Origin of the sequence: Xylanimonas sp. McL0601 (assembly GCF_049852175.1) — a bacterium.
Lineage (GTDB): Bacteria > Actinomycetota > Actinomycetes > Actinomycetales > Cellulomonadaceae > Xylanimonas.
Genome location: NZ_CP187527.1, coordinates 2,561,598 through 2,572,978, shown reverse-complemented (window position 1 = coordinate 2,572,978; position 11,381 = coordinate 2,561,598). Strand labels below are relative to the sequence as shown.

The 11,381-nt window shown below is 75.3% G+C and carries 15 protein-coding genes; 6 read left to right on the top strand and 9 right to left on the bottom strand.

All coding sequences use genetic code 11. The features are described from left to right. Window positions 1-6 precede the first annotated feature (6 nt). The 7 genes from ACO4JP_RS11855 to ACO4JP_RS11825 all read right to left on the bottom strand — a co-directional run bounded on the left by ACO4JP_RS11855 (window position 7) and on the right by ACO4JP_RS11825 (window position 5,367). Window positions 7-708: a carbon-nitrogen hydrolase family protein gene (locus ACO4JP_RS11855; RefSeq protein WP_425953914.1), complete on the bottom strand. Its 702-nt coding sequence runs from the start codon at window positions 706-708 to the stop codon at window positions 7-9. Window positions 709-928: 220 nt separating this feature from the next. Then, window positions 929-1,327, bottom strand: a complete 399-nt coding sequence (locus ACO4JP_RS11850; protein WP_425957146.1) for a hypothetical protein — start codon at window positions 1,325-1,327, stop codon at window positions 929-931. 25 nt (window positions 1,328-1,352) lie between these two features. Beyond that, window positions 1,353-2,174 (bottom strand): serine protein kinase RIO, encoded by an 822-nt coding sequence (locus tag ACO4JP_RS11845; RefSeq protein WP_425953912.1) that lies wholly within the window; start codon window positions 2,172-2,174, stop codon window positions 1,353-1,355. 298 nt (window positions 2,175-2,472) lie between these two features. Continuing rightward, the gene (locus ACO4JP_RS11840) at window positions 2,473-2,637 is read right to left on the bottom strand and encodes a hypothetical protein (RefSeq protein WP_425953910.1); all 165 of its coding nucleotides are present in this window, start codon (window positions 2,635-2,637) and stop codon (window positions 2,473-2,475) included. Continuing rightward, entirely contained in the window at window positions 2,634-3,194 is a 561-nt protein-coding gene (locus ACO4JP_RS11835; RefSeq protein WP_425953909.1) for a DUF6529 family protein, read from the bottom strand. Before ACO4JP_RS11835 ends, ACO4JP_RS11840 begins: the two co-directional genes overlap by 4 nt. A gap of 43 nt (window positions 3,195-3,237) precedes the next feature. Further along, complete coding sequence (locus ACO4JP_RS11830) at window positions 3,238-4,077, bottom strand: metal-dependent hydrolase (RefSeq protein WP_425953907.1); 840 nt, start codon at window positions 4,075-4,077, stop codon at window positions 3,238-3,240. Window positions 4,078-4,221: 144 nt separating this feature from the next. Further along, on the bottom strand, window positions 4,222-5,367 hold the full coding sequence (locus tag ACO4JP_RS11825) for an epoxide hydrolase family protein (protein ID WP_425953905.1): 1,146 nt from the start codon (window positions 5,365-5,367) through the stop codon (window positions 4,222-4,224). Window positions 5,368-5,429: 62 nt separating this feature from the next. Here ACO4JP_RS11825 and ACO4JP_RS11820 point away from each other — a divergent pair, with 62 nt between their 5' ends. The 3 genes from ACO4JP_RS11820 (at window position 5,430) to ACO4JP_RS11810 (ending at window position 7,883) form a co-directional block, all read left to right on the top strand. Next, window positions 5,430-6,410: a helix-turn-helix transcriptional regulator gene (locus ACO4JP_RS11820; protein WP_425953904.1), complete on the top strand. Its 981-nt coding sequence runs from the start codon at window positions 5,430-5,432 to the stop codon at window positions 6,408-6,410. A 17-nt stretch (window positions 6,411-6,427) separates the two neighbouring features. After that, window positions 6,428-6,832, top strand: a complete 405-nt coding sequence (locus ACO4JP_RS11815; protein WP_425953902.1) for a YrdB family protein — start codon at window positions 6,428-6,430, stop codon at window positions 6,830-6,832. 67 nt (window positions 6,833-6,899) lie between these two features. Beyond that, a complete protein-coding gene (locus ACO4JP_RS11810; RefSeq protein ID WP_425953901.1) occupies window positions 6,900-7,883 on the top strand; it encodes a hypothetical protein in 984 nt (327 codons plus the stop codon). 15 nt (window positions 7,884-7,898) lie between these two features. On the opposite strand, the gene ACO4JP_RS11805 is transcribed toward ACO4JP_RS11810, so the two are convergent. Together ACO4JP_RS11805 and ACO4JP_RS11800 are read right to left on the bottom strand one after the other, a co-directional pair. After that, complete coding sequence (locus tag ACO4JP_RS11805; RefSeq protein ID WP_425953899.1) at window positions 7,899-9,266, bottom strand: FAD-binding oxidoreductase; 1,368 nt, start codon at window positions 9,264-9,266, stop codon at window positions 7,899-7,901. A gap of 170 nt (window positions 9,267-9,436) precedes the next feature. Then, entirely contained in the window at window positions 9,437-9,595 is a 159-nt protein-coding gene (locus tag ACO4JP_RS11800) for a hypothetical protein (RefSeq protein ID WP_425953897.1), read from the bottom strand. Between the two features lie 125 nt (window positions 9,596-9,720). Between ACO4JP_RS11800 and ACO4JP_RS11795 the strand changes: the two genes are divergently transcribed. The 3 genes from ACO4JP_RS11795 (at window position 9,721) to ACO4JP_RS11785 (ending at window position 11,372) form a co-directional block, all read left to right on the top strand. Continuing rightward, complete coding sequence (locus ACO4JP_RS11795; protein WP_425953896.1) at window positions 9,721-9,996, top strand: hypothetical protein; 276 nt, start codon at window positions 9,721-9,723, stop codon at window positions 9,994-9,996. A gap of 25 nt (window positions 9,997-10,021) precedes the next feature. Next, window positions 10,022-10,534 carry a 2'-5' RNA ligase family protein gene (locus ACO4JP_RS11790; protein WP_425953894.1) on the top strand — a complete coding sequence of 171 codons (513 nt, stop codon included), beginning with the start codon at window positions 10,022-10,024 and terminating at the stop codon, window positions 10,532-10,534. A 115-nt stretch (window positions 10,535-10,649) separates the two neighbouring features. Next, window positions 10,650-11,372, top strand: coding sequence for a MarR family winged helix-turn-helix transcriptional regulator (locus tag ACO4JP_RS11785; RefSeq protein ID WP_425953892.1), 723 nt, complete (start codon window positions 10,650-10,652; stop codon window positions 11,370-11,372). The last annotated feature ends 9 nt before the right edge of the window (window positions 11,373-11,381 follow it).

Sequence of the window (11,381 nt, the reverse complement as noted above, 5' to 3'; positions counted from 1 at the left end):
CCGACGTCAGCGGGTGAAGACCGCCCGCGCGACCTCGTCCGGTGCGGTGCCCGCCTCGGCGACCAGGTCCCCGTCGGCGGACCAGATGCCCGAGCGCCCGGAGGTACGGTCGAAGCCGGCACCCGTCGGGCCGGCGAAGGCCGCGGTGGCGACCCAGACGCCGTGGTCGGCGGCGACCCGGCGGGCGCGCTCGCCGATCTGCTCGGCTTCGTCGTCCGCGTGGACCACGCCGGCGACGTACCCGTCGATGCCGAAGGCGGCCGTCTTCGCGGCGTGCTCCGGGCTGCCGGTGTCGCGGCAGATCGCGAGGCCCAGCCGCCACCCGTCCACGGTGATCACGGCGGGTTCGCCCGGCACGAAGAACCGGGCCTCGTCGCCGTGCAGGTTGACCTTCGCGTAGGCCAGGCGGGCGCCGTCGCCGTCGACGGCCAGGGTGCCGATGTGCGGGCCAGCCGGGCCGGCCACCGGCGCGCCGACCAGCGCGACGGCGCCCGTCTCGGCGCACGCGGCGACGATCGGGGCCAGCCGCTCGTCGTCGGGCCGGACGGGCGCGGCGTCCAGCTCGTAGCCCGTCAGCGACATCTCGGGGAACACCACGAGCCGGGCGCCCGACGCCCGGACGGCCTGCGCGTGCGTCGCGGCATTGGCAGCGACGTCGTGCGCGGTGCACCTCGGCTGCGCCACCGCGATGCTCAGCGAGCTCTCCACCCTGGCCCCCTGCGCGCGCCGTGTCACGCGGGCAACCTACCGCGCGGCGGGACCGCTCGTGGCGGTGGAGCCGGAGTGGTTCACGGTCCGCCCTTGCAGCGGAATGCCCGGCTATGGGAGTTTCCTCCCGCGCGGCCACGGTGGGCCCTGGCCGGCGTGGCGGTCGCGCCTTCCGTTCTCCCACCTCGCCTACTTCTGAGCTCGACGAGGGAGCCGCGCCCTACACGGGCAGCGGCACCAGCACGCAGATCTCGAACCCGTCGTGCACCCGTCGCAGGAGGTACCGCACCCGCTCGGCCGCCTTCTCACCGGCGTTCTCGTCGCGGTAGCTCCAGCGCACCTGGACCCACACCAGCGTGTCGCCCGCGCCGTCGGCCTCCTCGACCTGCGGCACCGCTGCGACGACGTCACTGGCGCGGTAAGCGTCCAGCCGTGGCCGCAACGCCCCAAGCATGGTGCCGGCGTCGGGCACGGGCATCGAGCGCTCGGGGCCGACCATGAGGGCGGGGAACGCGAACCGCTCGACGACGCGCTCGAGGTCGCCGGTGCCGAGCGCCAGGCCGTAGTCCACGAAGAAGGCCAGCAGGTCGTCGCGGTCGTACGCCGTCGTCGCGCCCATGCGGTCCAGGGTAGGTGGGGCGGCATCACCACGCCTGGGCGTAGACGTCGGCGAACAGCTCGTCCGGGTCGGTCTCCAGCCCGCGTGCGGTGAACCAGGTGCACATGTTGACGCAGTCGCGGTGCAGGAACTCGACGGCGAAAGGGCTCGCCGCGAGGTCCACCACCTGCGGCACGTCGATGATCACGAGGCGCTCGCCGTCGGCCAGGACGTTGTACGGCGACAGGTCGCCGTGCGCCCAGCCGAGCCGCGCGAACACGCCCATGGCGTCGCGCAGCTGCTCGCGGTAGCCGGCGACGACGTCGGGCGCGGGCCGCACCTGCGCGAGCCGCGGCGCCGCGACCCACGCGCCGTCGTCGCCCTGCATGCCGACGAACTCCATGAGGATCTCGGTGTCGTCGACCTGCACGGGGTAGGGGACGGGCGCGCCCGCCTCCCACAGCGTGCAGAGCGCGTCGAACTCGATGCTGGCCCAGTGGCCGGCGCGCACAGCGCGACCGTAGCTGGACTTGCGGTCGTCGGCCGCGCGCTGGTCGCGTGTGCGGCGCAGCTTGCGACCCTCGGTGTACGAGTCGTCGCGGTCGAACTGGCGGTGCTCGCGGCCGCGGTAGCGCTTGGCGGCGAGCAGGCTCCAGCGGGTGGGGTCGCCGGGCACGGCGCGCTCGACGAGGTGGACGTCGGCCTCCTTGCCCGTCTTGAGGATGCCGAGCTCGGTGTCGAGCGCGGCGGCGGCGGTGACGATCCAGGAGGGGTAGGGCTCTGGGCCACGCTGGCCCTTGGCGACGGCGGTCCAGGTGGACCAGCGGGTGCCGGGAGCGGGCAGGTCAAAGGTGTCCAGGACGGACATGGGTGAGTCTCCTCGGGAGGGAAGCTGCGGGGCTGCTGCGGTGCGGCCCTGCCTCCCGGAGGCGTCAGCGGCTCAGCGCTGGGGGTGCGGGAGGCAGGTGGGGACGACGACGGTCATGGCTTGCCTCCCTTCAGCGGCGTGCAGCGGCACGCGGACGTCCTGACGCGCCGATGCTGGCACTCCTCGCGCCGCGCGTCGAGCGAATATCAGCGCAACCCCGCGAGCATCGCGCCCACGGTCGCCGCGGCGAGCGCGATGAGGACGTAGGTGGGCAGGCGCTGCCACCAGGTGCGGTGCATCAGCCCTCGCCTCCGTGCGACCCGCCGCCCCCGTCGTCGTCCCCGCCCGACGGCCCGAGGGCGATGAACAGCCCGTACCCCGTCACGCCCGACACGAGCGCGACGCCGATCCCGACGAGCACCGCTCGCCTGTCGACACCCTCCTCCGGCTCCTCGCCGCTCATAGGCCGATCCCCATCAGGTACCAGAGCGCGGAGGTGGACCACGCGACCGCGAGCAGCGTCACCACGAGTCCGCCGAGCAGCGGCAGCGCCCACGCCGGCAGCCGGCGCACCCGCAGCGCGAGCATCTTCACGGTGAACACCCCGAAGAAGAGGCACCCGGCGACTCCGTGCAGCACCACACGCGGGGAGCTGTCCTCGAACCCGAGCGACCACACGCACGCGAACGCCACCGGCAGGGTGAGCCCGAACGCAGCCACGCCGCTCCACCGGTGCAGCCACCCCACCCAGCCGGGCGCGGAACGCACCCCGGGCAGCTTCCCGTAGAGGGCGAGCGCGGAACCGAGCTGCACGAGCAGGAGCACCGCGGCCGCGGTGGCCAGGACGACCTTCGCCCGGATCATCGTGCCGAACCAGAGCGTGAAGAGCTGCGCCTCGTGCCCGGGGTGGGCCTCGGCGTAGGCGGCCAGCCCGGCCGCGACGGCGACTCCGGCCACGACGGCGCCCGCGAGCGCCCACCGCCAGCGGGCGGTGGGCCGGACTTCGGCGTCGGCGGTCATCGGGTTCACCGTGCCAGCGCCTGGTCCCCCCGGCAACCGCGGGTCAGGCGCCGACCAGCGCGCCCGCCGTCGTCGTGACCCACGACGCCGCGGCGTCCCACGCGCCGAGCGTGTCGACGCCCGCGAGGTCGAGCCCGGCCCAGGCCACCCCGACGGCGGCGTACACGCTCACGGGCGTCATGACGAGCCACTCGCGCCACGACCCGGCGTCGCCGAGCAGGGGGACGGAGACGTTGCCGCCGGCGCGCCACACGTCGTCGAAGGGCAGGGCGCGGTAGCGGCGCACCCAGCGCGGGGAGCGGAACCGGATCGGCCAGAGCAAGGGGATGCCGTTGGTGGTGAGCAGGTCACCCAACAGGTGCACGAGGCAGCCCAGCCCGACACAGAACGGCATCCAGTACCACTCCTCGGGCGCGGACACCGCGACGAGCCCGGCAAGCGTGAGCGAGGCCAGCCACGGCCAGGCGCGGCCATCGCGGGTCAGCTTGAGCGCCTTCAGCGCGAACGCGATGAGCAGCACCGCGACGATGCCGGGGCCGATCAGCACGTCGCCGAACGCCTCGGTGCTCAGGGTCACCATGCCGGCGACCCAGGCGATCGCGGTGAAGACGGCGACGCCCAGCAGCGAGTGCGTGCCGCCGCGGTGCCCGCCGGAGACGGCGGCGATCGCGCGCGCGACGCCCTGGGACACGGGTGGCAGCGAGTGCGCGATGGTGCCGGAGTGGTGGTCGGCGTCCGGGAGGAGGGCGGCGCCGGCGCACACGAGTGCGCCGGTGATGATCCCGACGTCCGACACCGGGTACCAGCCGAACGCGATCGGGGTCGTCGCCGTGACCGCGACCCAGGCCGCGGCGCCCGACGCCGCGTGATGCCCACCCATCATGCCTGCCCCGCCCCTTTCGCCCGGGACGTCCGCGCTGACCAGCGACGTCCCTTGTGTCCCGCTCTGCCCGGTTGGTCCGGGAAGAAGGTACACGGCGGGTCGGACGATGAGGGTGAGCAAACCGCCCGCGCTCAGCGGACGGTCTCAGCGGACGGTCTCGAAGAAGTCGCGCAGGTCGGCGAGCAGCAGCCCCGGCTCCTCCATCGCGGGGAAGTGCCCGCCCTCCGCGAACTCCGACCAGTGCTGCACGGCGCCCCGCGGGTCGAACACCCTGCGCGCGAGGGGCCGCGTGTCGAACACCGCCCACCCGGTCGGCACCTGCGCGGCCATGAGCCAGTCGAGCTGGGCGTGCGCCGCCTCGTAGTAGAACCGCGCCGACGAGTGCCCCGCCCGGGTGAACCAGTAGATGCTCGCCAGCGTGAGCAGGCGGTCGCGACCGACGGCGTCGTCGGGCAGCTCCTTGCTGGGGTGCGTCCAGCCGTGGAACTTCTCGGCGACCCACCCGAGCTGCCCGACCGGCGAGTCGACGAGCGCGGGCCCGATCGTGTCCGGCTTGGTGTTCTGCAGCTCGTAGTAGCCGGCCCGTTCATGCTGCTCGTCCTTGATGGCCTCGAGCTGGGCCAGCTCGGCGTCGGTGAGGCCCTCGGGCACGGGCAGCGTCGCGCCGACCATGGCGAGCGCGGCGCCGTCGCTCGCGACGTGGACGCCGACGACGCGGTCGGGGTACTTCGCCGCCAGTCGCCCGGCGACGCCGGCGCCGATGTCGCTGCCGTGCACGCCGAACCGCTCGTACCCGAGCCGCGTCATGAGCTCGGCGTAGGCGTCGGCGGTCCGCGCGACCTCCCACCCCGTGCCCGAGAGCGGCGTCGAGAAGCCGAAGCCCGGCAGCGACGGCACGACGACGTGGAACGACTCCGCGAGCGGTCCTACGAGGTCGGCGAACTCGACCGGGTCCCCGGGCCAGCCGTGGCACAGCAGCAGCGGCAGCGCGTCGGGCGACGACGACGGGTGGTGGACGGCGTGCAGACGCTGCCCGTCGATCTCGGTCACCACGTGGCCGAGCGCGTTGAGGGCCCGCTCCTGGGCACGCCAGTCGAACCGGTCGCGCCAGTCCTCGGCGAGCTCGCGCAGGTAGGCGAGCGGGATGCCGCGCGTGAAGTCGGTGCGCCCGCCCGAGCCGGGGACCTCGTAGGGCCAGCGCGTGCGCGCGAGGCGGTCGTGCAGGTCGTCGAGGTCTGCCTGCGGGACGTGGATCTCGAAGGGCTGGAGTTCGGTGCTCGTGTTGTCCATTCCTCGACGGTAGGAAGCAATTGCGGCTGGTTTCCTTCCGCATTCGAGACCAAGATCGAGGAGTGCTCACGACGTCCGCGCGCCTGCTGGAGGTGTTGACGCTCCTCCAGGTCCGCCGGGACTGGACGGCGGCCGAGCTCGCCCGGCGCTGCGGCGTCAGCACGCGCACCGTCCGCGCCGACGTCGATCGCCTGCGCCAGCTCGGCTACCCGGTCGAGTCGCGGCCGGGGGTCACGGGCGGCTACCGGCTCGGCGCGGGTGCGGAGCTGCCGCCGCTCGTGCTCGACGGCGACGAGGCCGTCGCGGTCGCCGCCGGCCTGCGTGCCGGCGTCGGCGGGGGTGCGCCGGGGCTCGAGGAGCCGTCGCTGCGAGCACTCGCCAAGCTCGAGCAGGTGCTGCCGTCCGCGCTGCGGCACCGGGTCGAGGCGGTGCGCCAGGCGACGGCGTCCGTGCCGCCGGGCGGTTTCGGTGATCCACCGCCGTCGCCGGTCGACCCCGCGATGCTGGGCGCCGCCGCCGCGGCCGTCCGCGCCAACGAGCGCCTCCGGTTCGGCTACGTGCGGCGGGACGGAACGGAGGCGACGCGGCACGTCGAGCCGTACCGACTGGTCAGCTGGGGCGCCCGGTGGTACCTGATGGCGTGGGACCTCGATCGCGCCGACTGGCGGGTGTTCCGGGTCGACCGCATGCAGCCGCGGCCGCCGACGGGCGCGCGCTTCACGCCGCGCGAGCTGCCCGAGGATCCGGTCGACCGCGTGCGGCGCGCCGTCGGTGCGGCGGCCTGGGCCTACCGCGCGCGCGTCCTGGTGCACGCGCCCGCAGACGTCGTCGCGCGGCGCATGCCGGTGCCGTTCGCCCCTGAGCCCGCGGGCCAGGACGCCTGCGTGCTCGACGTCGGCGCCGACGACCCGGACGTGCTGGCCCGCTGGCTCGCTCTCCTGGGGCTCCCGCTCGAGGTGCTCGACGGCGACGAGCTGCGCGGGGCCCTCGGCCGCCTCGCGCGGATCCTGGCTCGGGCGGGAGAGAGACCGGAAGGGCCCTGAGGCGATACGGTCGCGCCATGACTGCGATGGGGCAGCCTGACCCGGACCTGCCGTCCGGCCTCGACGTCACGAGCTCCGGGTGGCGCGGGGTCGCGCTCCTGGTGCGGTTCGTGCTCGAGCTAGCGCTCCTCGCGGGCGTTGCGTGGAGCGTGTGGACCGCGTGCGGGGAGCACTGGTGGCGATGGCCCGCGGCCGCGATCGCCCCGGTCGTCGTCGGGATCATGTGGGGCGCCTGGCTGTCGCCGCGCGCGCCGCACCGGCCCGCCGAGCCGGTGCGCGTCCTCATCGAGGCGCTCCTCTTCGGCGGCGTCGGCGGCATGCTGTGGTGGCACGGGCACCCGTGGCTCGGCGTCGCGCTCGCCGGGGCGTGGGCACTGGACCGGGCCGTCATCGCGACGTCGTCGCGGCCGCGCCAGCCCTGACCGGGTCACCGGCGGCCCCGCCGGGTCGCGGACGCGGGTCCCCGCGCGCCGTGCCAGGCTGGGGCGCGTGGCCGCGCTCGACGTCGACGCCCGGCTCGACGCGCTCTACGCCGGGCCGCTCGAGGAGTTCGTCGTGGCCCGGGACGCCCTCGCCAAGGAGGTCGCCGCGAGCGGCGACCGGGTCGGGTCGGCTCGCGTCAAGCGGCTGCGGCGGCCGACGGTCGCGGCCTGGGCCGTCAACCAGGTCGCACGCGAGCACGCCGACGAGGTCGCGGCGCTCGCGGCCCTGGGCGACGAGCTGCGCGCCGCGACCGCCGACCGGGACCGGGGACGCATCAAAGCGCTGGACCACCTGCGGCGCGAGCGGACGGACGCGCTCGTGGCGCCGCTGCGGGCGGCCGGCGAGCTCGGCGGCAGGCCGGTCTCGGTCGACGTGCTCGACCGTCTCGGCCAGACGCTGACCGCCGCCGTCATGGACCCCGACGCCGCGGCCGTCGTGCGCGCGGGGCGGCTCGAGCAAGCCTTGCAGCACGTCGGGTTCGGCATCGTCGATGAGGGCGGCGAGGAGGCCGACGTCGCCACGCTGCGCACCGACGCGAACGCGGCGCCGACGCCGGCTGCGGCCGCCGTCGAGCGGGCCGACGAGCCCGAGTCGAAGCCCGAGCCCGAGGCCAAGCCCGAGCCGCTGCCCGAGGCGAAGCTCGAGCACCCCGCGCCCGCGGACGCCGGCCTCGCCGGCGCCGAGCGTGATGTCGAGGCCGCCGCGGCCGAGGTCGACCGGCTCGAGGCCCTCCGTGACGACGTCGACGCCCGTGCCCGCGCCGCGCGCAAGGCGGCCGAGCGGCACGAGTCGGAGCTCGAGCGTCTCGAGGCAGAGGTCGCCCGTGTCACCGCCGAGCGCGACGACGCCCGCCGCGCGTCCGAGGACGCGCGGCGGGCGGAGAAGGACGCGCGCGCCGAGCTCGCCGACGTCGACACCCAGCTCGACGAGGCCGAGCGCCAGGCCGCCGCGGCCCGGCGGGCCCGCCGCGAGGAGGCCTCGCGGGGCTGACTCAGTCGACGGGCCTCACGCCACAGGGTGGTTCGCGGCGAACACCCGGTCCGGGTCCACGGTCGCCCGGATCGCCTGGAGCCGCGCCCAGGCGTCCGGGTCGTACCCGGTGCTGGGGTCGACGGCGGTCTCCGTGAAGCTGAGGTACTGCCGCCCGGTCGCCCATGGCGCCAGCGCGGTCATGACGGCAGTGGCCTCCTCGTGCCCGCGTGGCGCGTCCTCGGGCGTCGGCGCAACGGCGACCGCGTAGGCGAGGAACTGCCCGGGCAGCTCGCCCAGCGCCCCGGAGCCCTCGGCGGTGCGGCCCATCGCGCCGCCGAGCTGCCGCAGCTCGATCACCATCAGCCCGGGCGCCCGGTCGGACGCCGCGAGCAGGGAGTCGACGGCGGCGTCGGGCAGCACGTCGATCGTGGTCGAGGCGGAAACCGCCGGCGTCGGGCCCTCGGGGTCCATGTGCAGTCGCGCGACGGCGGTGGCCGGCACGCGGGCGAACGTGTCGAGCTCGGGCTCGAGCGCGCGCAGGGGCGCGAGGATCTCCGCCGCGCGTTCATCGGTGCCGAGGACGGCCCCGTCGATCACGAGGGCGTGGCGGCCACGCAGGAACTCGGGCAGCTCCGGCAGCGGCGGCACGCGCAGGAGCCGCAGGGTGGTGGTGATCTCCTCGGGCGCGTCAGGCGCCCAGCGGGCCCAGGCGCGCAGCACGTCGCGGGCGCGCGAGGCGTCCCAGAGCATGAGCCCCGCCTGCACGTCGGGCAGCGGGAACAGGCGCACCTCGAGGGCGGTCACGACCCCGAAGCTGCCGCCGCCGCCGCGCACGGCCCAGAAGAGGTCGGCGTTCTCGGTGGCGCTCGCGCGGACCAGCTCGCCGTCGGCGGTGACGAGCTCGACGGCGATGACGCTGTTGCTGGCCAGACCGAGCTTGCGCCCGTACAGGAACGTGCCGCCGCCGACCGCGAGGCCCGCGAACCCGACGTCGGGCGAGGATCCGTGCAGCACGGCGAGCCCGTGTGCGGCGGCCGCCTCGACGACGTCGATGGCGAGGGACCCGCCGAGCACGCGCGCGACGCGGCGCTCGGGGTCGATCTCGACGCCGCGCATCCGGTGCGTGCGCAGCAGGACGACGTCGCCGAGGCCGTGAGCGGCGAGCGGCCCGGCGTTGTGGCCGGTGCTCTGCGGGGCGACCCGCAGCCCGGCGGCGCGGGCGGCGCGCACGACGGCGGCGACCTCGGCTGCGTCGGCGGGCTCGGCCACCGCGGCGGGCCGCTGGTCGACGGTCACGTTCCACGGGAGGCGGGCGGCGTCGTACCCAGGGTCGCCGGGAAGGTGGACGGTGCCCGCCGAGGCCAGGGAGTCGCGGGCCTCGGCGGTGGTCAGGGTGGTCATGGGGATGGTCGTCCTCTCGGGATGGTCATGGAGATGGTCGTCCTCTCCGCCGGGCGAGCCGGCCTCAGGCGCGCCGATCAGGCGCACGGGAGCAGGAGAGGGACCGGACGAGGCACGCGATACGTCGCGGGCCGCGTCGAGCGGGGTGAACCTTCAGCCGGCGGCGCAGGTCACGCGGCCGGGCATGGCGACACCGGGCCGTCGGCCAGGTCGCGGTCGAGCTCGGCGGTGAGGGCCGCGAGGTCGCGGCGCAGCTGGATCCAGGTGCGGGCCGGCTCCGCGAAGGCGAGCCAGCGGGGGAGCGGAAGGTCGGGCGTCCAGACGCTCATGGGAGGTCCTTCCTGTCGGTCTTGCCCGTCACAACACAGAGCGTGCGGAGGTTAATCCGGAGGGAGCGTCCGTTTCCTCTGGGCGAACAGTGCGGCCGTACGCGACGCCTGCCAGACTGGCGTCCATGAGCGGTGAGAGCGTCTCTGTCCCCATGGCCGTCGCCTCCAGCCGTGGTGTGTCGTGGCTCGCCCGCGAGGCGGGCCGCCACCGCGTGGTGCTGACGTCCCACGGCCGCCCTGCCGCCGTCGTCGACGCCGTCGGGCGTGCGGACGCCGAGATGGAGGCGCTGCGCACCGCCGTCGTGCCGGTGCTCGAGTGGGCGGCCACGCACCTTCCTGCCGACGCCCCGTTCGACCTGTCCGAGGTGTGGGCGCGGCTCGGCATCGAGCGCGGCGCGTAGGCGAGGCCCGCGCTTGGCGCTCTCCGTGTGTCTGCTGTTCGACGGACCGGGGGAGCGCGCGGTGCGCGCGCTCTGGCGGCGGCTCGACGACGCCGGCGTGCCGTCGCTCGCGCAGCACACCCACGGCCGCCACGTGCCGCACCTGTCCCTCGCCGTCCTGCGCACCTGGGACCTGGACGACGTGCGTGCCCGCGTCGAGGCGCTGCCCGACGCCGGCCCGACGCCGGTGCGGTTCGACGCCGTCGCGGCCTTCCGCCGGGGTCGGCTGTGCCTGGTCCCGGCGCCGACGGCCGAGCTGGCGGCTCGGCAGGAGCGGCTCGTGGCGGCGCTCGGCGCCACGCCCGAGGCGCTGCACCGGCACTACGTGCCAGGCGCGTGGCTGCCGCACGTCAGCATCGCGCCCCGGGTGCGGCTCAGCCAGCTCGCCACCGCGGTGGAGGCGGCCTACGAGGTGCTGCCGCTCGCCGGGGTGCTGGCGCGGGCGGCGCTCGTGGACAGCGGCGCGGGCGTGGTCCACCCCGTCACGACGCGGCCCTGACCTGCATCGTCAGGTACCTGATGGTCAGGTACTTGACAGATTCTTCCGAGTGGGCGCATTCTCGATGTCAGGTACCTGACAGATGGTAGAGAGACGCACCCAGAGGAACACGACCATGAACGAGAACATCACCCACGACGAGAACACGAACGACGAGACCGACCCGCGACAGCAGGCCGCCCGGCGGCTGGCGATGGTCGGCATGCTGCAGATGCACCAGCTGCGCCGGGCGATGCGCCCGTGGCGCGGCGCACCGTGGCAGGACCCGAGCCAGGGCCAGGGCCGCGTGCTTGCCATCCTGAAGCTGCAGCCCGAGATCACCCAGAGGGAGCTGACCTTCCTCATGGGGATGTCGCGCCAGTCGCTCGCCGAGCTGCTGGCGAAGCTCGAGAAGCAGGGGCTGGTCGAGCGGGAGCCGTCGGCGGACGACCGGCGCGTCGTCGTCGTGCGGCTCACCGAGGCCGGCAAGGCGGCCGAGCAGGCCGCGGAGCACAACCCGAGCCCGTCGGACGACCTGCTGGACGCGCTCGAGGACGACGAGGTGGGGCAGCTCTCGGGCTTCCTCGCCCGCATCCTCGAGCAGGCCGAGCGGGAGTGCTCCGAGGAGGCCGGCGAGCGCGGCGAGGAGTTCGAGGCCTGGCGGTCCCGCGGCGGGTTCGGCTCCGGGCCGCGCGGCTTCGGCCGCGGAGGGTTCCCCGGGTTCGGCCCGTGGTTCGGCGGCCCGGGCCCGCGCGGGCCGTGGGGCCCGCACGAGCGCGGTCCGCACCACCACGGCGGCCCGCGGGGTCCGCACAACGGCCCGCGCAACGGGCGTGACGGCGAGGCGCAGGAGGTCTGAGCGCGCGGC

Coding starts and splice junctions, on each gene's coding strand:
- ACO4JP_RS11800 (WP_425953897.1), bottom strand. CDS start 9,595: ATGAGCGTCTGGACGCCCGACCTTCCGCTCCCCCGCTGGCTCGCCTTC.
- ACO4JP_RS11785 (WP_425953892.1), top strand. CDS start 10,650: ATGAACGAGAACATCACCCACGACGAGAACACGAACGACGAGACCGAC.
- ACO4JP_RS11830 (WP_425953907.1), bottom strand. CDS start 4,077: ATGATGGGTGGGCATCACGCGGCGTCGGGCGCCGCGGCCTGGGTCGCG.
- ACO4JP_RS11835 (WP_425953909.1), bottom strand. CDS start 3,194: ATGACCGCCGACGCCGAAGTCCGGCCCACCGCCCGCTGGCGGTGGGCG.
- ACO4JP_RS11825 (WP_425953905.1), bottom strand. CDS start 5,367: ATGGACAACACGAGCACCGAACTCCAGCCCTTCGAGATCCACGTCCCG.
- ACO4JP_RS11840 (WP_425953910.1), bottom strand. CDS start 2,637: ATGAGCGGCGAGGAGCCGGAGGAGGGTGTCGACAGGCGAGCGGTGCTC.
- ACO4JP_RS11815 (WP_425953902.1), top strand. CDS start 6,428: ATGACTGCGATGGGGCAGCCTGACCCGGACCTGCCGTCCGGCCTCGAC.
- ACO4JP_RS11795 (WP_425953896.1), top strand. CDS start 9,721: ATGAGCGGTGAGAGCGTCTCTGTCCCCATGGCCGTCGCCTCCAGCCGT.
- ACO4JP_RS11845 (WP_425953912.1), bottom strand. CDS start 2,174: ATGTCCGTCCTGGACACCTTTGACCTGCCCGCTCCCGGCACCCGCTGG.
- ACO4JP_RS11850 (WP_425957146.1), bottom strand. CDS start 1,327: ATGGGCGCGACGACGGCGTACGACCGCGACGACCTGCTGGCCTTCTTC.
- ACO4JP_RS11805 (WP_425953899.1), bottom strand. CDS start 9,266: ATGACCACCCTGACCACCGCCGAGGCCCGCGACTCCCTGGCCTCGGCG.